At 48.6% G+C, this 18,604-nt stretch carries 16 protein-coding genes and 1 pseudogene; 15 read left to right on the top strand and 2 right to left on the bottom strand.

Annotated features, from left to right (window positions below; translation table 11 throughout):
* Positions 1–111: 111 nt before the first annotated feature.
* Positions 112–195: pseudogene (locus ACQ31U_RS00855) on the top strand (IS200/IS605 family transposase); the annotation flags it as partial.
* Between the two features lie 105 nt (positions 196–300).
* Here the strand turns inward: ACQ31U_RS00855 and smpB are convergent.
* Entirely contained in the window at positions 301–783 is a 483-nt protein-coding gene (gene smpB, locus ACQ31U_RS00850; RefSeq protein WP_431053021.1) for an SsrA-binding protein SmpB, read from the bottom strand.
* Between the two features lie 185 nt (positions 784–968).
* Between smpB and ACQ31U_RS00845 the strand changes: the two genes are divergently transcribed.
* The 14 genes from ACQ31U_RS00845 to ACQ31U_RS00780 all read left to right on the top strand — a co-directional run bounded on the left by ACQ31U_RS00845 (position 969) and on the right by ACQ31U_RS00780 (position 17,508).
* A complete protein-coding gene (locus tag ACQ31U_RS00845) occupies positions 969–2,276 on the top strand; it encodes an acetyl-CoA C-acyltransferase (protein WP_431053019.1) in 1,308 nt (435 codons plus the stop codon).
* Positions 2,277–2,289: 13 nt separating this feature from the next.
* Complete coding sequence (locus ACQ31U_RS00840) at positions 2,290–4,470, top strand: 3-hydroxyacyl-CoA dehydrogenase NAD-binding domain-containing protein (RefSeq protein WP_431053017.1); 2,181 nt, start codon at positions 2,290–2,292, stop codon at positions 4,468–4,470.
* 25 nt (positions 4,471–4,495) lie between these two features.
* Complete coding sequence (locus ACQ31U_RS00835) at positions 4,496–5,116, top strand: class I SAM-dependent methyltransferase (RefSeq protein ID WP_431053015.1); 621 nt, start codon at positions 4,496–4,498, stop codon at positions 5,114–5,116.
* Between the two features lies 1 nt (position 5,117).
* Positions 5,118–5,966 carry an SDR family oxidoreductase gene (locus tag ACQ31U_RS00830; RefSeq protein ID WP_431053013.1) on the top strand — a complete coding sequence of 283 codons (849 nt, stop codon included), beginning with the start codon at positions 5,118–5,120 and terminating at the stop codon, positions 5,964–5,966.
* Positions 5,967–6,034: 68 nt separating this feature from the next.
* On the top strand, positions 6,035–6,460 hold the full coding sequence (locus tag ACQ31U_RS00825; RefSeq protein ID WP_431053011.1) for a VapD: 426 nt from the start codon (positions 6,035–6,037) through the stop codon (positions 6,458–6,460).
* Between the two features lies 1 nt (position 6,461).
* On the top strand, positions 6,462–7,289 hold the full coding sequence (folP, locus tag ACQ31U_RS00820) for a dihydropteroate synthase (protein ID WP_431053009.1): 828 nt from the start codon (positions 6,462–6,464) through the stop codon (positions 7,287–7,289).
* Between the two features lie 20 nt (positions 7,290–7,309).
* The gene (gene glmM, locus ACQ31U_RS00815; protein WP_431053007.1) at positions 7,310–8,644 is read left to right on the top strand and encodes a phosphoglucosamine mutase; all 1,335 of its coding nucleotides are present in this window, start codon (positions 7,310–7,312) and stop codon (positions 8,642–8,644) included.
* A 47-nt stretch (positions 8,645–8,691) separates the two neighbouring features.
* A complete protein-coding gene (locus ACQ31U_RS00810; protein WP_431053005.1) occupies positions 8,692–9,096 on the top strand; it encodes a cytochrome b562 in 405 nt (134 codons plus the stop codon).
* Between the two features lie 184 nt (positions 9,097–9,280).
* Positions 9,281–10,141 carry a co-chaperone YbbN gene (locus tag ACQ31U_RS00805; RefSeq protein ID WP_431053003.1) on the top strand — a complete coding sequence of 287 codons (861 nt, stop codon included), beginning with the start codon at positions 9,281–9,283 and terminating at the stop codon, positions 10,139–10,141.
* A gap of 43 nt (positions 10,142–10,184) precedes the next feature.
* A complete protein-coding gene (gene trxB, locus ACQ31U_RS00800; protein ID WP_431053001.1) occupies positions 10,185–11,138 on the top strand; it encodes a thioredoxin-disulfide reductase in 954 nt (317 codons plus the stop codon).
* Between the two features lie 198 nt (positions 11,139–11,336).
* Positions 11,337–13,100 carry a heme ABC transporter permease/ATP-binding protein CydD gene (gene cydD, locus ACQ31U_RS00795; protein ID WP_431052999.1) on the top strand — a complete coding sequence of 588 codons (1,764 nt, stop codon included), beginning with the start codon at positions 11,337–11,339 and terminating at the stop codon, positions 13,098–13,100.
* Between the two features lie 10 nt (positions 13,101–13,110).
* Positions 13,111–14,874, top strand: coding sequence for a heme ABC transporter ATP-binding protein/permease CydC (gene cydC, locus ACQ31U_RS00790; protein ID WP_431052997.1), 1,764 nt, complete (start codon positions 13,111–13,113; stop codon positions 14,872–14,874).
* A gap of 25 nt (positions 14,875–14,899) precedes the next feature.
* Positions 14,900–15,868, top strand: a complete 969-nt coding sequence (locus ACQ31U_RS00785; RefSeq protein WP_431052995.1) for a sigma 54-interacting transcriptional regulator — start codon at positions 14,900–14,902, stop codon at positions 15,866–15,868.
* Between the two features lie 308 nt (positions 15,869–16,176).
* A complete protein-coding gene (locus ACQ31U_RS00780) occupies positions 16,177–17,508 on the top strand; it encodes a hemolysin family protein (RefSeq protein ID WP_431052993.1) in 1,332 nt (443 codons plus the stop codon).
* Positions 17,509–17,572: 64 nt separating this feature from the next.
* Here the strand turns inward: ACQ31U_RS00780 and mglC are convergent, their stop codons facing one another.
* Positions 17,573–18,583, bottom strand: coding sequence for a galactose/methyl galactoside ABC transporter permease MglC (mglC, locus tag ACQ31U_RS00775; protein ID WP_431052991.1), 1,011 nt, complete (start codon positions 18,581–18,583; stop codon positions 17,573–17,575).
* Positions 18,584–18,604: the final 21 nt, after the last annotated feature.

Below are 18,604 nucleotides of genomic sequence, written 5' to 3'. Positions count from 1 at the left end.
AAAAACCATACGCTATGCGTATGGAATCAAAGAGCTGGCATAGTAGAAAAAATCCTCCGATATAATGAACAAGGCTGACAACCAAAATTCAAGATATAGGAGGATATGCCAATAGCAAGTAAATCCAATGACGGTTCAAGTCTATCACATACAAGATGGAACTGTAAGTATCACATAGTCTTTACCCCTAACTATTGAATAAATAGCGGATTTGGCGAGCGGGATAGTTAAACCTCACTTTGGGAATCGATCTGAGATTGATCAAACCTCAAAGTGCGGTTTTATTTTATCCGTTCGATACTAACCACGGTTGCTGTTTTTCATAATCCGCTCTTTGGCGCGTTGCCATTCGCGGTCTTGGATGGTATCACGTTTATCGTGTTGTTTTTTACCTTTCGCCAAACCAATTTTGATTTTCGCCCAGGCATTTTTCCAATATAACGATAAGGCGACGATGGTGTAACCGTCGCGGTTGGCTTTACCGAACAGGCTTGCCAACTCGCGTTTGCTTAACAACAGTTTGCGTGTGCGGGTCGGATCGGCGACAACATGGGTTGAGGCAACATTTAACGGGGTAATCATTGCGCCGAACAGATAGGCTTCGCCGTTTTTAAAAATCACATAGCTGTCGCTGATATTGGCTTTACCGGCACGCATGGATTTCACTTCCCAACCTTGCAGGGATAGTCCGGCTTCGATTTCGTCCTCGATAAAATAATCGTGGCGCGCCCGTTTATTCAGGGCAATGGTATTCGAGCCGACTTTTGCTTTTTTCTTAGTCATAATAATTCGTTTTTTAATGCTTCGAAGTCATAAATTTTTCAAATAGGACGAAATTGTATCAATAAGCTGCCCAACTAGAAAGCGAAAGCGGGAAAATTACAGCGGAAATAAAAAATTTTCGTTTATTTTGATACGGATTTGTTATGCTATGCGATATTTAACCAGCAATAGTTAAAGGTGCAGTTATGCCTATCCAACAAAGATTGGTGAATGCGCGCGGTGAGCGGATTGCCGTGGTGGCGGGGTTGCGCACGCCGTTTGTACGCCGTAATTCGGGATTTAAAGCGTGTTATGCCACCGACTTGGGCATTATGGTGACGAACGAGCTGTTAAACCGTTTGCCGCTTGATCGTAGCGTGGTCGATAAATTTATTTTCGGACAGGTGATTCAGCAGCCGGATGTGCCGAATTTGGCGCGCGAAATCGCCTTGGCTCTGTCAATGCCGCACACGCAAGCGTATACCTTGAGCAGCTCTTGTATCACCGGGTTGCAAGCGGTGGCGAATGTGTGTAACGGGATTATCAGCGGTTCGATTTCTTGCGGGCTTGCCGGGGGGGCGGATTCGATTTCCAATGCGCCGTTCAGTTTGAAACCGAAAGTGATTCGCACCTTGCGCGATATTTGGCGCACCTCCAGCTACAGTCGCAAATGGAATCTGTTTAAACGCCTGTCACGCCAAGATTTGAAACTGCAACAAGTCAATTTACGCGACGCAATGACCAACTATTCGTTGGGCGATATTTCCGAACAGATGGCGCAGAATTTTGCCTTGAGCCGCGGACAATTGGATCAATACAGCGCCCGTTCCCACCAACTTGCGGAACTGGCGTGGCAACAGGGACTGATGAGCGAACAGGTGATGTTGTCCCATCCGGCGCCTTACCGTCATTATGTGGCAAGGGATAATATGATCAGCGCACGGATTGACGCGGACTATTACAACCACTTCAAACCATTGCAGGCGGGATCGCATAATGCGGTGACGGCTTGGAGCGTATCCGAGCCGGCGGACGGTGCGGCTGCGGTGTTATTAATGCGAGAAGAATTAGTCGAGCAGTACCAGTTGAAACCGCTTGGTTATATCCGTAGTTTTGCGCTGACCGGCAACGATGTTTGGCATAATATGTTATTGGGCGCAACCCATGCCTCCGCCAAAGCATTGGCGTGGGCGAATATGGAGTTGAGCGATATTGATCTGATCGATATGCACGAATCTTCGGCGGCGCAAATTTTGGCGAATCTACACCTGTTCGAGTCAAAACGGTTTGCACAAAAACAGTTACAGCGTGATACCGCACTTGGCAGTGTGGATATGGATAAATTTAACGTGTTGGGCGGCTCGTTGGCATATGGCTCCCCGCGGGCGATTACCAGTTTGCGCGTCTTGATTCAAACCTTGCACCAGTTACAGCGGCAAGGCGGTGAAACCGCTTTGATCGCCTCAAGCGGGTTGGGCGGGCTAGGTGCGGCAATGGTGTTGGAACGGGAATAGTTGAGGTATGGAAATGCAAGCAGATAATCAAAATGACGCAAGATTTGACTATCAGGGCGAACAGCATACCGAGCTGTTCAAACTCAGTTTTTATCAGCGCGATATTGCGGTCATCACCCTGAATGTGACGGCAAAAAAACAAAATTGGCTGAATCAGGAAGCGGTTTATTACCTTAATGCGTTGTTGGCACAATTATCGAATTGGCCGTTGCGCGGATTGGTGTTTATTTCCGGCAAGGAAAACAGTTTTGTACAGGGATTCGGTCTGACCGGTTTGGAACAAAAAAGCCGTGACGAATTATACGATTTTGCACAACAGAGCCAAGAATTACTGCAGAAAATAAAAAAACTCTCTTTCCCGGCGGTGTGCGCAGTGCAGGGCACTTGTTTCGGCTTAGGGCTGGAGCTGGCATTAGCCTGCGACTACCGCTTAGCCGCCGATGATTTGGAAACCCGTTTTTCGATGCCGCAGGTGAAATCCGGGCTGTTGCCGTTTGCCGGCGGTTGCCATCTGTTAGCGCAACAAATCGGGTTGAAAGCCGGCTTATTAATGTTGCTATCCGGCAATAAGATCAGCGCCCGTGACGCGCTGGCAAAAAATTTGCTGGATGAAATTGTCCCGCGTGCCATGTTATTTCAAATCGCTTGCCGTTATATCCGCGGCGAGGCGATGTCCGCCAGCCAAAAGGTGAAAAGCGGTTATCATCACTTAACCGGTTATTTCACGGGTAAAAGCGAAAGCATTCCGTGGCTGCGCCGCCATATCATCGAACAGGTCGAACAACAAATCTGGCTGAAATCGTTTGATCATTATCCGGCAACCAAAGCGATTTTGGATTTATTCAAACGGCAGCAACAAGATGTGCCAAGTGCGGTCAGAGAAAGCTTTGTCACCCTGTTCCATGATAAAACCTCAGCAATGTTACGGAAAATGGAACGCACCAACCGCGAAATGCGCCATCAATACCATGATTTGCAAAGCGACGGCAAAATTAAAAAAGTGGCGGTGTTGGGCAGCGGTTTCATGGGCGCGGGTATCGCTTATATTACAGCCGCCCGCGCCGGTTTGCCGGTGCGGATTAAAGACATTAATCCGGACGGCGTACAGAAAGCCTTGCGTTTAAGCTATCTGTTGTTGCAAAAAGAAGTGGAGCAGGGGCATTTGCCTTACGGAAAATTACGCCAGAAAATCTATCTGATCAGCGGCGGCGAACGTTTTATCGGTAAACAAACCGCCGATATCGTGATTGAAGCGGTGTACGAAGATTTGCAGCTGAAACAGAATTTGATCGAAGAAAGCGAAAACTATTATGATCAGAATACGATTTTTGCCAGCAATACCTTAACGTTGCCGATTGCGGCAATTGCTTCGAAAGCCCGGCGGCCGCAAAACGTCATCGGCGTACATTATTTCACGCCGGTCAGCCAGCGGCGGATGGTGGAGATCGTGCCGCATCCGACCACCTCGCCGCAAACCATTGCCAAAGCCATCAGTTTAGTGATTGAGCAAGGGCAAGTCCCGTTATTGGTGAAAGATTCGCCCGGCTTTTTTATCAATAGGATTATGATTCCCTATCTGTTGGAAGCCTTTTATTGTGTGCTGGACGGCGAAGCGGTCGGTACGATTGATCGCGCCTTACAGGAATTCGGCTTTAAGTGCGGTCCGTTGGCAATGATTGATGAAATGGGCTTGGATATTTTGGTAAAAGCGTTGCCGAGTTTGCAACGGGCGTTTGGCGAACGTTTCGCCCCGCCGCCGAAAGTGGATTATTTGCTGAGAAATGAACGCAAAGGGCGCAAAAACCGGCGTGGTTTTTATCTCTATCATTCACGCAGCGGCGATCGCACCCAAGTGGATAAAAGCGTTTACCAAGTATTGGAAGTCATTGCCGAAAATAATCTTGAACCGGAGCAGATCGTACGCCGTTGTCTTTTGATGTTATTAAACGAAGCGGCATATTGTGCGCAAGAAGGGGTGATCACCAATCTGGATGAAGGCAATGTGGCTTCGGTTTTAGGCATGTTTTTCCCGGAATTTCGCGGCGGTATTTATGCCTACATCGACGACATCGGCGCAGAGACTATCGTAGCCGAATTGGAATTGCTGCAACGGCAGCACGGCGAACGTTTCCGCCCTTGTGAGTGGTTGCGGCAGCGAGCCGAACAGGCTAACTCCGCACAAGAAACCGCTTAAACCGCACTTGGTAAGGAGTGAAACTATGGTGAGTGACAAACGTTGGGATTTTTACGCCGGATTTTATAATCCGTTACTACGTTTGGCGGCGGCACCACGACGCCAAGTTTTTGCCCGTCTTGCGTTGAATGAGCCGCAGCGGATCTATTTGGCTGGCTGTGGCAGCGGTTTGGATTTGGCGTATTTGCCTAAAGGTAGTCAGGTGCACGCGGTTGATTTTTCCGAAGCAATGTTGGCAAAGTGCGAGCAACAGGCGAAACAATTGGAAAAGCAAGGGCATAAATTGGAACTCACGCTGCAACAACGGCAGGCGGAACTTTCCGGCTTACCCGACAACAGTATGGATTTGGTGATTCTGCATTTGATTCTGGCAGTCACCGACGATCCGCAAGGGCTGCTGGCGGAAGCGGTGCGGGTGCTGAAACCAAACGGCATAATATCGGTTTGGGATAAATTTGTCCCGCCGGAAAAAGATGTCGGTGTACTGCGTAAAGTGGCGGATTATGTCAGCCGCAAACTCGGCACAACCCTGTTGTTACAGATTGATCCCTTGCTACAACCGCATTCATTGGCGATAATGCAGCGGTACGGTTTATTGCATGGGCAAATGCAACATTTGATATTACGAAAGATAGGACAAGAGTGAGATGAATTCGGTGGCAATTGTCGGCTTAGGCTGGCTGGGTTTTCCGTTGGCGAAACATTTACAACGGGTCGGTTGGGAAGTCAAGGGCAGCAAACGCAGCCATGACGGCGCGGAAAGTATGCGTTTGAATGGCTTTGAGGCATATTTCCTGCAACTGACCCCAGAGCTTGACATCGATCCGGATGATTTGCACGCCCTGTTGGATGTCGATACTTTGATTATCAATATTCCGCCGAGCCAGTATTTTTTCGATACCCGCAGTTATGTCGAGGGGGTGAAAAATTTAGTGAATGAGGCGTTACTGCACGGGGTTCAACATTTGTTGTTTATCAGTTCCACTTCGGTTTTTCCGCAGCGGCACGGCGAATTTGATGAAGAAAGTGCGGTTGAGCCACAATCAGATGTGGGACGGGCGTTGTATGAAATTGAAAATTGGCTGTTACAATTAAATGATGTCGATTGTGATATTTTGCGCTTGTCGGGCTTAATCGGTATCGATCGCCATCCGGTAAGCCGATTGGCGGGCAGAAGTGCGGTCAAAGGCGGTAATCAACCGGTGAATTTGGTTCATCAAACCGATTGTATTTTGGCAATTCAGTTATTGCTGGAAACGCGCGGACATAAACGTCTGTACCATTTGAGTGCGCCGCAGCACCCTAACCGTGCCGATTATTACCGCAAAATGGCGCAAGTGCTGGATTTAGAACCGCCGCAATTTGAGCAGGACGAAGCCGATTTGCAACGGCTTGTACACGGCAATAAAATTGTACAAGAACTCGGTTTTGAATACCGTTATCCTGATCCGTACCAAATGCTGCCGCAAGCCGAGCAGTATTTTCATCAGGAATAGGATCTCGATTTGATCATGATTTTCCTCCGTCGATATACAACAATATTATGATAATTTAAGATCTGAACATGAGCCGTTATTTAATCACGTTTAATATGGATACCAATTGCCTAAAAGATAATTATCACGGCAATAACTATAATAATGCCTATTACGACATTAAAAACATGCTGTTAAAACACGGTTTTGAAAATATACAAGGCAGTGTTTATTTAGGCAATGAGGGGGTTAGTGAAGCGCACGGAACAATTGCAATTCAAGAACTCACGGCTAAATTTGATTGGTTTTATCATTGCACATCAAATATTAAATTTTACCGTTTAGAAAGTGATTTAAATGCGGATTTTATTGCGCAGCAAGTTTATGACGCTAAACAACGTTTTAATAAACGCTTAGCCTCTATCGAACAAGGCTTGATTGAAGCCGGATTAGATGAAACTAAAATTAAAGACATTCTGAGCAAGGAAGTTTTTGCACTGGAAGATATAAAATAATATGAAAATCACACACCAAAACTGCACTTTGGATTTATCTACGCCCCAAATTATGGGGATTTTGAATATTACGCCCGATTCATTTTCCGACAGCGGCAAATTTTATCAATTAGACAACGCGTTATTTCACGCCGAACAAATGTTGGCGGACGGCGCAACCATTATCGACATCGGCGGCGAATCGACCCGCCCGATGGCGGCGGAAGTCTCGTTAGAGGAAGAATTAAACCGTGTCGTACCGTTGGTGGACGCGGTACGGCAACGCTTTGATTGCTGGATCTCGGTTGATACCTCAAAAGCGCAGGTCATGCGTGAGGCGGCAAAGGTCGGCATGAATTTGATTAATGATATTCGTGCACTGACGGAAGAAAATGCGCTGCAAACCGCAGTGGAACTGGATATGCCGGTGTGTATCATGCATATGCAGGGACAGCCGCGCACCATGCAACATAATCCGCACTATCAGGACGTGGTGCAGGAAGTCTTAGATTACCTGTTGCAACGGGCGCAGGCGTGTATCAGCGCAGGGATTAAACCGGTGCACCTGATCCTTGATCCGGGTTTCGGTTTCGGCAAAAACGTGCGGCATAATTATCAGTTGTTGCAACAACTGAACCTTTTCTGTCAGTACGGTTATCCGGTGCTCGTCGGGCTGTCGCGCAAAAGCATGATCGGGCAGGTGTTGGATAAAGCGGTGGAACAGCGCATGGTTGGCAGCGTTGCCGCAACCTTACTGGCGGCGATTAACGGCGCAACGATTTTAAGAGTACATGATGTGGCGGCGATGTCCGACGCATTGAAGATTTGGCAGGCAATGCAAAACGCCTAAAATCAATAGAGGAAAAAACAATGGCAGAACGTAAATATTTCGGCACCGACGGCGTGCGCGGCAAAGTGGGCACATACCCGATCACCCCCGATTTCGCGCTGAAATTAGGCTGGGCGGCAGGCAAAGTCTTGGCAACCCAAGGCAGCCGTAAAGTGCTGATCGGCAAAGACACGCGCATTTCCGGCTATATGCTGGAATCGGCACTCGAAGCCGGTCTGACCGCCGCCGGTTTGTCGGCGGCATTTATCGGCCCTATGCCGACCCCGGCGGTGGCATATTTAACCCGCACTTTCCGTGCCGAGGCCGGGATCGTGATTTCCGCCTCGCATAATCCGTATTGGGACAACGGCATTAAATTCTTTTCCAGCAAAGGTACCAAATTGCCGGACGAAGTGGAAGCGGCGATTGAAGCCATGCTCGATCAACCGATGGATTGCGTCGAATCGGCGGAATTAGGGCGCGCCAGTCGTATCACCGATGCCGCCGGACGTTATATCGAATTTTGCAAAAGCACCTTTCCGGCACACCTTAGCTTGGAAAATTACAAAATCGTGGTCGATTGCGCCAACGGCGCGACTTACCATATCGCGCCAAATGTGTTGCGTGAACTGGGCGCGGAAGTGATTGAAATCGGTACCAAACCAAACGGCTTAAATATCAATGAAAAGTGCGGTGCGACCGATATTCATGCCTTGCGTGAAATCGTGTTGCAAGCCAAAGCCGATGTCGGCTTGGCTTACGACGGCGACGGCGACCGCCTGATGATGGTCGATCACAAAGGTAACGTCGTTGATGGCGATCAAATCCTGTTTATCATCGCACGCGAAGCGTTGCGCGCCGGAAAATTGTCCGGCGGCGTAGTCGGCACATTAATGAGCAATATGGCGTTGGAAGTGGCGTTGAAACAGCTTTCAATCCCGTTTGTGCGCGCCAATGTCGGCGACCGTTATGTGTTGGAACAAATGGAAGCGCACAATTGGAAATTTGGCGGCGAAAATTCGGGACATATCATCATTTTAGATAAAAACAGCACCGGCGACGGCATTATCGCCTCTTTGGAAGTGCTGGCGGCGATGGTACAACAAAAAATGTCGCTGAATGAATTGGCAAGTGCGGTCAAACTGTTCCCGCAAGTGTTGATTAACGTACGCTTTAGCGGCGGTGCAAACCCCTTGGAACACGACAGCGTGAAAGCGGTGGCGGCGGAAGTGGAAAAAGAATTAGACGGAAACGGTAGAATTTTATTAAGAAAGTCGGGCACAGAACCGTTAATCCGTGTTATGGTAGAATGCGCTGACGGAGAGCTTGCTCAACGCTCGGCAGAACGAATTGCGGAAACGGTGAAAAACGTATAACCGCTTGTTTACTTTTTAGTTTAATTTTACTTTAATTAGTGGGAAATATGATGAAAATGACTCAATCTTGGAAAAGTGTGGTATTTGGTGCCGTGTTAGCCGTCGCCGCCTTAAGTAGCAACGTTGCTTCAGCGGCACTGAAAGATGAAATGCGTACCATTGCCGGCAGTGCAACGGCGGCAATGAAAACCGATAACGCACAGGAATTTGTACAATCGTTACAAAAACTAAGCCAAGCGGCGGAAGCGGCAAAGCAATTTTTGCCTTATAAGCTGCACGATCAAGCCAAAGACAGCCCGGCAGTGCTGGATTATCAATCCGGCTTGCAACAGCTGGCTGATGTTTCCGCCGAAAGCGTAAAACTTGCTGAACAAGGCGACTTGGCACAAGCCAAAAAACACGCTGAAAAATTGCTCGAGTTACGTGATGAGTTTCATAAGAAATACAAGTAGCCTCGTGTTTACTAGGTTATTTTACGGATAAATTCCTTTTCTCCCTCCCCGTGCGGAGGGAGATCATCGCTGACGTTCATGTCAGGGTTTAAATCTTCCAATCCGCCCCCATCTATTAGCCTATCTCTATTTTTCATCTCAAAATTTGCTAGAATAGCCGAAACCATCGTATAAGGGGCTGATAATGCTTGATAACAAAAATTATATTCTTGATCTGACGGAACAAAATTTCAACGACGTGCTGCAACTGAGCCAACAATTCCCGTTGGTGTTCAGTTTTTATATGCCGGGACACCCACAGTCGGAAGAATTTACCGCACTTTTACAACGCATTGCCGATCAGCAACAGGGCGCATTTGTGTTGGTGAAAGTGAATTGCGAACAGCAACAGGCGATTGCGCGCCAATTCCAAATTCAAGCCGTGCCGACCACCTATCTGTTTAAAGACGGCGCGCCGATTGACGCCTTTCCGGGCGTGTTGAGCGAAGATGAGCTAAAGGTGCGCTTGAGCGTGATCCTGCCGAAAGAGGAAGAGATTAAATTCAACCAAGCGTTGGATTTCCTGCAAGCGGAAGCTTACGATCAAGCCTTGCCCTTACTGAAAGAGGCGTGGAATTTGTCCGATCATAAAAACAGCGATATTGCACTGTTGTACGCCGAAACCTATATTGCGATGAAAAATACCGAAGCGGCGAGCGAGATTTTGCAGCAGATCCCGATTCAGGATCGCGACAGCCGTTGGCAGGGCTTGCAGGCGCAGATTGAATTGTTGATCCAAGCGGCGGACACCCCCGAAATTCAACAATTGCAACAGGATTTCAGCCGTAACCCGAGTCCTGAAATTGCCTTGCAACTGGCGTTACAACTGCACCAAGCCGCACGCAACGAAGAAGCGTTGTCGCTGTTGCTCGGCTTTTTAAAACAAGATTTAAATGCCGCCAATGGCGAAGTGAAACAGCAATATTTGTCGATTTTATCGGCAATCGGCAGCAGCGATCCGCTTGCCAATCAATATCGCCGTCAGCTTTATTCGTTATTGTATTAATTTCGCTTATAATCACCGAACACATTATGTTAGGAGACATGGAATGACCGTTAAACATTGCAACTTATTGATTTTAGGTTCGGGGCCTGCCGGCTACACTGCGGCGGTGTATGCCGCGCGTGCCAATTTGAATCCGGTGCTGGTGACCGGCATGCAGCAGGGCGGGCAGCTCACTACCACTACCGAAATTGAAAACTGGCCGGGCGACTACGGCGACACCACCGGACCGGAATTAATGCAACGGATGTTGCAGCACGCGGAAAAATTCAATACCGAAATCGTGTTTGATCACATCAACAACGTCGATCTCACCAGCCGTCCGTTTAAACTGAACGGTGATGTGCAGCAATTTACTTGTGATGCCTTGATTATCGCCACCGGCGCGTCGGCAAAATATCTCGGTTTAGACAGTGAAGAAAGCTACAAAGGACGCGGAGTTTCCGCTTGCGCCACTTGCGACGGCTTTTTCTACCGCAACAAACCGGTTGCGGTGATCGGCGGCGGCAATACCGCGGTCGAAGAAGCGTTATATTTAGCCAACGTGGCTTCCGAAGTGCATTTAGTCCACCGCCGTGAGCAGTTCCGCAGCGAAAAAATCCTGTTGGATCGCCTGATGAAACGGGTGGAAGAGGGCAAAATCATATTGCACACCAACCGCACTTTGCAGGAGGTGTTGGGCGATGAGATGGGTGTTACCGGCGTGCGCTTGCAAGATACCCAATCGGCGCAAACCGAAGAGCTGAAACTGGACGGCGTGTTCGTCGCCATCGGACACTCGCCGAATACCGCACTTTTCGAGGGGCAACTGGCTTTGAACAACGGCTATATCGTGGTCAAATCCGGTTTGGAGGGCAATGCCACCGCCACATCGGTCGAAGGCGTATTTGCTGCCGGTGATGTGATGGATCACAACTACCGCCAAGCGATCACCTCCGCCGGAACAGGCTGTATGGCGGCGTTAGATGCGGAACGGTTTTTGGACGCACAGCAAAATTAACCGTATTTGATTCTCATCTTCCCTCTCTCCGCTTGCGGAGGGAGGTGTCCGTAGGACGGAGGGAGGCAAATTTATCAATATTTATTCTTCTATTTTCCCCTCCCTCCCCATTTTTCTCGCGAAAAATGGTACTCCCTCCGCATGCGGAGGAAGCGAAGATGACATTATCAAGCCATTGATTAAAAACTAGGATCACCCATGAATAAAACCCGTCAAAAAACGGTTGCCAAATGGTTGCGCCAGCAACAAAACATCATCAAACGTCCGCTTTACCTCAATGTGCTGCTCGGTTGTCTGAGTGCGGTGTTATTGGTCGGGCAGACTTGGCTGCTGGCGTTGATTTTAGACGGTTTTATTATGCAACAACTGGCGCGCGAGCAGTTTATACCCCACTTTGCGACGCTGTCGGCGATTTTTGCCGTGCGTGCGCTAATGTTATATCTGCGCGAAAAACTGGGTTTTTACAGCGGACAGCGGTTGCGTCAAGCGGTGCGCAAGCAGGTGCTGGATAAGCTGGCGGCTATCGGACCGGTGGCGATGAAAATCCACCCCGCAGGCACGTGGGCGACGATCGTGTTGGAACAAGTGGAAAATCTGCATAATTTCTACGCCCGTTATCTCAGCCAACAATTTTTGTCGCTGCTGGTACCGTTGATTATCTTAATCGCGGTCTTTCCGATCAACTGGGTTGCCGGATTAATCCTGCTGTTGACCGCACCGTTGATTCCGATTTTTATGGCATTGGTCGGGTTGAAAGCGGCGGAAACCAGCCAGCGCAATATCACGGTGTTAGGGCGGCTGAGCGGACAATTTTTGGATCGCTTGCGCGGTTTGGATACCCTGCGTTTATTCGGGCGCAGCGCACAGCAACAACAGAGTATGGGCGAGGCGGCAGACGAATTCCGCGAAAGCACGATGGACGTGTTGAAAATTGCGTTTTTGTCCTCTTCGGTGTTGGAGTTTTTCACCTCTATTTCGATTGCGCTGATGGCGGTTTATTTCGGTTTCAGCTATCTGGGGCAGCTCAGTTTCGGTTACGACGGCGTAACTCTCGCCTTATTCGTCGGTTTTTTCAGCTTGATTCTTGCGCCTGAATTTTACCAGCCGTTGCGCGATCTCGGCACATATTACCACGATCGTGCCGCCGCCATTGCCGCCGCCGATGCGATTGAAGCTTTCTTACGACAAGATTTTTTGTACAGTCAAAGCGAAAGTGCGGTGCAGACGGTTGAAAATCCGCTTTCATTGCAGGCGCGGGATTTGGAAATTCTCAGTCCGCAAGGGCAGCCGTTAAGCCAAAAACTCAATTTCAACTTAGCGGCAGGGCAAAATGTGGCGTTGGTCGGGCAGAGCGGCGCAGGCAAAAGTTCACTGCTCAATGTGCTGCTCGGCTTTTTGCCGTATCGCGGCAGTTTACAGGTCAACGGCGTTGAAATTCGTGATTTGGATCTTCACCAATGGCGACAAAAAATCGCGTGGGTCGGGCAAAATCCGCTATTATTAGCGACATCAATTCGTGAAAACGTGTTGCTCGGCAACCCGAATGCAACGGAAACCGAATTACAACAGGCGTTACAAGCGGCGTATGCCAGCGAATTTACCGATAAACTGGGCTTGGATTATCAAATTCAAGAGGGCAGTGCCGGTATTTCCGGCGGGCAGGCGCAGCGTTTGGCAATTGCCAGGGCGTTGTTGCGTAGTGCCGGTTTGTTGCTGTTGGACGAACCGACCGCCAGCCTTGACGCCCATTCGGAAAGTGCGGTCTTGGCAACCTTGCAAACCTTGAGCCGACGCCAAACCACGTTAATGGTGACTCACCGCATTGAAGATCTGCAACAGTGCGATCAAATTTGGGTAATGCGACAGGGTGAGATTTTACAACAGGGCGGTTTTAACGAACTGCGCCGACAGCCGGGTTATTTTGCTGATTTATTGGCGGAACGCCGGCACACGATTGAGTGACGGAGAGATTATGCGTGCGATTTTGCCTTTTTTAGCCATGTTTAAACATAATGCGTTGCGCTTAGTGTTCGGCGTAGTGCTGATGATGTGCGGCTTGGCGGCAAGTGTGGGCTTGCTCACCTTATCCGGTTGGTTCTTGGCGGCGGCATCCCTTGCCGGAGCGAATATATTATTTAACTTTTTCTACCCGTCGGCAGGGGTGCGCGGCTTGGCGATCGGGCGCACGGCGTTGCGTTATTTTGAGCGGATTGTCACCCATGACGCCACTTTCCGCGTGGTTGCGCGCTTGCGCATGACGGTGTTCCAAAAGTTGATTCCGCTTTCTCCGGCGGTGTTGGCGCGTTACCGCAACAGCGATTTATTGAACCGCTTGGTTGCCGATGTCGATACTCTCGACAGCCTGTATTTGCGCCTGCTTGCGCCGTTTATCAGCGCCGGCATGGTGATTTTATTTTTGTTCTTAGGTTTAAGCCTGATTGACCGCACTTTGGCTTTGATTTTGGCTTTAACCCTGTTCGGCTTGATGATCTTAATTCCGGCGGTGTTTTACCGTTTAGGCAAAAAATTCGGCGAACCGCTGACGGCGGAACGTGCCGCGTATCGGGTGCGTTTTATCGACTGGTTGCAAAATCAAGCGGAATTGCTGCTGTTTAACGTGGCGCAACCGCAACGGCAAAAACTGCAACACAGCGAGCAACAATGGCAGCGATTGCAAGCCAAAGAAGCCAATCTTAGCGGTTTGTCGGCGGCGGTGTTGCTGTTCGGCAACGGCTCGATTTTATTATTGATGTTATGGCTTGCCGGCGCGACGGATTTTGGCGACAGCCATTATCTGCGCCTTGCCAATATTGCGCTGTTCACCTTTTCCGCCTTGGCGGCTTTTGAAATTTTAATGCCGTTGGGTGCGGCGTTTTTGCGTTTGGGGCAGGTGATCAGCTCTGCCGAACGGGTCAATGAGATTATCGAACAGCAACCCTTGGTGGCATTTCACGGCGAGCGCGCGCATTCGGATTTAAGCCGGTCGTTACTAAGCAACCCATTGTTAAGTCTGCAAAATATCCGTTTTACTTATCCAAGTGCTTCATTGGAAACGCAAAGTGCGGTCTTGCGTGATCTGAACTGGCAAGTGGCGCAAGGGGAAAAAGTCGCCTTGCTTGGCAAAACCGGCAGCGGCAAATCCAGTTTGTTACAACTGATTCTGCGAAATTATGATCCGCAACAAGGTGCAGTGTGCTTAGGCGGTTATAATCTGACGGATTACAGCGAAGCCTTTTTGCGCCGACAAATCGCTTTTCTCAGCCAACGAGTGTATGTGTTTAGCGCCACCCTGCGTGATAACCTATTGTTGGCAAACGAACAGGCAAGCGATCAGCAAATGATCACGGTGCTGCAACAAGTCGGTTTAAGTCAATTGACCGAACAGGCGGAAAGTTTGGATCTTTGGTTGGGCGACGGCGGCCGTCCGTTATCCGGCGGTGAGCAGCGGCGGTTAGGCATTGCACGGATTTTATTGAGCGAAAGTGCGGTTATCTTACTCGATGAACCGACCGAAGGCTTGGATCGCGAAACCGAGCGGCAAGTGTTGCAACTGCTGTTACGGCATTGCCGGGACAAAACCCTGATTATGGTCACCCACCGTTTGACCGCACTTGAGCAGTTTGACCGCATTTGTGTAATGGACAACGGCGAATTGCAACAACAAGGCAGCTATGCCGAATTGGCGGCTGATCCACAGGGGCTGTTTTACCGTTTTGTGAATCGTTTGGCAGAATAATGAACAGAAGAAAGAGATCATCATAATGACGACAAAGCACGACAATTTTATTGAAACCGATCCGCAAGCGGAGATCGTAGCGCAAAGTGCGGAAATGCGCCGTTTGTTGCAGCAACTGAAACAGTTTGCCCAATCCGATGCGCCGCTGCTGATTCAAGGCGAGACCGGTACAGGCAAGGATCTGTTGGCTAAACTCTGTCATCAATGGGGCAACCGCCGCACAGAAAAATTTATTGCAGTGAACTGTGCCGGTTTGCCGCCGGAAGCGGCAGAACAAGAGATGTTCGGCGACAGCACCCACGGCAACCACAGCACCGGTTTTTTTGAGTATGCCAATCACGGCACGGTGTTATTGGATTCGATCAATGAATTGTCATTGGGCTTGCAAGCCAAATTATTGCGTTTTCTCAGCGATGGCAGCTATCGTCGTGTGGGCGAAGAACAGGAGCATTACGCCGATGTACGCGTGATTTGCACCTCGCAAAAACCGCTGGCGGAGTATGTCAAAAACGGCGAACTGCGTGAGGATTTGTATCACCGTTTAAATGTGCTCAGTCTCGATATTCCGCCGTTGCGCCAACATAAACAAGACATACCGCACTTGGTCGATTTTTTCTTGGTAAAGATTAGCCAACAGTTGAATATCAGCGTGCCGCAATACGATCAGGATTATCTGAATGCGCTGCAAAATCACGACTGGCGCGGCAATGTACGTGAGTTGTATAACTTACTGTATCGCAGTTGCGCTTCGTTAGGCGAGAAGCAAACATTATCCAAACCGCACTTTACTTCGGCCCCGCCAGCGCAGCGCACTGATCTTGAATTAAGCCAATTCGATGGCATGGACTGGGAGCAGATTATCGGGCAGTTTGAAAGTGAGCTGCTGCAAAAATTCTATCAACACTACCCGAGCACGCGCAAATTGGCACAACGCCTTGGCGTGTCGCACACCACTGTTGCCAATAAATTAAAACAATACGGTATCGGCAAATAAATTTTTGCATTATTCAGTTCTGCGTTGTCCGATATAGTACTATCATAAAATAGCTGTTATTGACATAAAATAAAAAACGGTTATATTGAAAAGCCAATGAAACAAATAGTGTAGAAAACGGTATTGAATATTAAGTTATGCGATAATTTAATTATTTAAAAAAATAAATAGGATATAACGACAACATATTAACCTGATATGAATGCTGACAGCGTACCCCCCTCACCTTCTTACTTTTTTAATCCTAGCGTGACACTAGCGATTGTATTTTTTATTTACCGCATTTTTTTACTTCAAAGGGAGAAATCATGGAAGTCTTGATTTTATTAGGACTTATTTTATTGAATGCTATTTTTGCCATGTCTGAAATTGCGTTGGTGACTGCCCGCAAAACACGTTTAAGCAAACTTGCCGAACAAGGCAATAATGCCGCAGCGACCGCACTTAAATTGGGTGAAGATCCGACGAGCTTTCTGTCCACTATTCAAATCGGAATTACCTCAATCGGTATTTTAAACGGTATCGTCGGTGAAGCCGTCTTTGCCGGTTCGCTATCGGCTTGGCTGCAATCTTTCGGTTTGGCGCTAAAAACAGCTAATATCACGGCAACCGCCGTTGTTGTTATTGTGATTACCTATCTCTCGATCGTGATCGGCGAGCTCGTGCCGAAACGTTTGGGGCAGATTAACCCCGAATCGATCGCTTGTCTGGTTGCGAAACCGATGCAGACACTGGCAGCTTTCACCCGACCTTTTGTTAAGTTGTTGTCGATCTCGACCCACGCATTATTAAAATTAATCGGCGTGAAGGAAAACCAAGTATCCAGCGTGACCGAAGAAGAGATTCACGCGATGTTAGAGGAGGGATCGGAAGCCGGCATTATCGAACAAAACCAGCATGAAATGGTGCGCAATGTTTTTCGGCTTGATGATCGTAAATTAGGCTCATTAATCATTCCGCGCTCGGAAGTGGTGTTTATTGATATTAAAAATGCGGCGGCAGATAATTTACAACTTTTAATTACTTCGGAATATTCCCGTTTTCCGGTCTGCGACGGCGGTTTGGATAAAATTTTAGGCGTTATTCACGCCAAGCAGGCGCTTATTTACATTGCCAGCGGGCAACCAATTGATTATTCGGCTAATTTGTCCCCTTGTATTTATGTGCCGGAAACCTTGACCGGCATGGAGCTGTTGGAGCAATTCAGACTGCAGAATATGCAGATGGCGTTCGTTATCGATGAATACGGGGAAGTGGAGGGCATTATTACCCTGCAAGATATTCTAGAAGCGGTGACCGGCGAATTTACCCCGAATAATGAAGCCGACGCTTGGGCGATTCAGCGTGAAGACGGCTCGTGGCTTTTAGACGGTACGATCCCGATTCCGGAAATGAAAGACCGCTTGGCGCTGAAAATATTACCGGAAGAGGATAAAGAATTATATTACACCCTCAGCGGCATGATTATGTTGCTGTTGGGGCGGATACCGAATACCGGCGATTATGTTGATTGGCAAGGCTGGCGCTTTGAAATTATTGATATGGATGAGAAACGGATCGATAAAATATTGGTCAGTCCGTTATCCTTAACCCAGGTATTGGCTTTTGATCCGCAAGATACGCCGTTGCCGAAAGAATAAAAAAACCGCACTTGGTTAGAGGAGTCCCAAGTGCGGTCAGCTTGCTAGTGCTGCTTTTTACGCCTTATTTTTTCTTCGCGTATTTCAGCGAGTCAATCGCTACCGCTAAGATAATAATGCTGCCTTTAATGATGTACTGCCAATATGGGTTGACACCGATGTAGGTTAAGCCGTAGTTGATGACGGTGAAGATTAATACCCCGGTTACCACCCCGATAACCGTGCCCACACCACCGGCGAAGGAAACCCCGCCGACCACACAGGCGGCAATCGCATCCAATTCGTACATAAAGCCGAGGTTGTTGGTGGCACTGCCGATACGACCGGCTTCCAACATCCCGCCGAAGGCGTAGAACATACCGGCGATCATGTAGATAACGACTAAGTTACGGGTCACGTTTACACCGGATACGCGCGCGGCTTCAGGGTTGCCGCCGATAGCGAAGATGTTTTTACCGAAGCGGGTTTTGTTCCACATAATCCAGACTAAGATAGTCGCAATGGTGGCGTAGATCGTAATGTATGACAGCCTAAACTTGCCGAATCGGAAATAGCCTTGTGCGAATTCGGAGAATGAAGCGGTGAAGCCGGCAATCGGCGAAGAACCGACCGCGTCATAATACAGCGAGTTGATACCATACACGATGATCATCGTACCCAAGGTGGCGATAAACGGCGTTACGTTTAATACTGCGATAATGAAACCGTTCATCAGGCCGATCACCGCACCGATGGCGCAGACGACTAAAATCACTAACGGAATTGGAATTTCAGCCATGTCCGGGAACACGCGGTTGACGTTATCCATCGCTTGCAGCAAGGTAGCGGAAACCACCGCAGCCAAACCGACCTGACGCCCGGCGGATAAGTCGGTGCCTTGTGTCACCAATAAACCGGCAACCCCAAGGGCGATAATCAATCGAACAGACGATTGGGTTAAGATGTTACTGAAGTTAATCAAACTCAAGAAGCTGGAGTCCTGAATGATGATGATCGACAATAAAATCAGTAATACGAAATAAATTGCATTTTGTTTGAGGAAATCAAGAGATTTGTTTTTTCCTAAGTCAGCCATGGTTTTATCCCTTCTCTTATT

It is taken from the genome of Testudinibacter sp. TW-1, from assembly GCF_050613185.1.
Classification (GTDB): Bacteria; Pseudomonadota; Gammaproteobacteria; order Enterobacterales; family Pasteurellaceae; genus Chelonobacter.
The sequence above is the reverse complement of the archived record's forward strand: the minus strand, read 5'-3'. Positions and strand labels throughout refer to the sequence as shown.

What these genes read in the sequence shown, in the direction of transcription:
- folP (WP_431053009.1), top strand. Translation starts at nt 6,462, where the DNA reads ATGAAAATCACACACCAAAACTGCACTTTGGATTTATCTACGCCCCAA.
- ACQ31U_RS00825 (WP_431053011.1), top strand. Translation starts at nt 6,035, where the DNA reads ATGAGCCGTTATTTAATCACGTTTAATATGGATACCAATTGCCTAAAA.
- ACQ31U_RS00780 (WP_431052993.1), top strand. Translation starts at nt 16,177, where the DNA reads ATGGAAGTCTTGATTTTATTAGGACTTATTTTATTGAATGCTATTTTT.
- trxB (WP_431053001.1), top strand. Translation starts at nt 10,185, where the DNA reads ATGACCGTTAAACATTGCAACTTATTGATTTTAGGTTCGGGGCCTGCC.
- ACQ31U_RS00840 (WP_431053017.1), top strand. Translation starts at nt 2,290, where the DNA reads ATGCAAGCAGATAATCAAAATGACGCAAGATTTGACTATCAGGGCGAA.
- ACQ31U_RS00785 (WP_431052995.1), top strand. Translation starts at nt 14,900, where the DNA reads ATGACGACAAAGCACGACAATTTTATTGAAACCGATCCGCAAGCGGAG.
- ACQ31U_RS00845 (WP_431053019.1), top strand. Translation starts at nt 969, where the DNA reads ATGCCTATCCAACAAAGATTGGTGAATGCGCGCGGTGAGCGGATTGCC.
- ACQ31U_RS00810 (WP_431053005.1), top strand. Translation starts at nt 8,692, where the DNA reads ATGATGAAAATGACTCAATCTTGGAAAAGTGTGGTATTTGGTGCCGTG.
- glmM (WP_431053007.1), top strand. Translation starts at nt 7,310, where the DNA reads ATGGCAGAACGTAAATATTTCGGCACCGACGGCGTGCGCGGCAAAGTG.
- ACQ31U_RS00805 (WP_431053003.1), top strand. Translation starts at nt 9,281, where the DNA reads ATGCTTGATAACAAAAATTATATTCTTGATCTGACGGAACAAAATTTC.
- smpB (WP_431053021.1), bottom strand. Translation starts at nt 783, where the DNA reads ATGACTAAGAAAAAAGCAAAAGTCGGCTCGAATACCATTGCCCTGAAT.
- cydC (WP_431052997.1), top strand. Translation starts at nt 13,111, where the DNA reads ATGCGTGCGATTTTGCCTTTTTTAGCCATGTTTAAACATAATGCGTTG.
- cydD (WP_431052999.1), top strand. Translation starts at nt 11,337, where the DNA reads ATGAATAAAACCCGTCAAAAAACGGTTGCCAAATGGTTGCGCCAGCAA.
- ACQ31U_RS00835 (WP_431053015.1), top strand. Translation starts at nt 4,496, where the DNA reads ATGGTGAGTGACAAACGTTGGGATTTTTACGCCGGATTTTATAATCCG.
- ACQ31U_RS00830 (WP_431053013.1), top strand. Translation starts at nt 5,118, where the DNA reads ATGAATTCGGTGGCAATTGTCGGCTTAGGCTGGCTGGGTTTTCCGTTG.
- mglC (WP_431052991.1), bottom strand. Translation starts at nt 18,583, where the DNA reads ATGGCTGACTTAGGAAAAAACAAATCTCTTGATTTCCTCAAACAAAAT.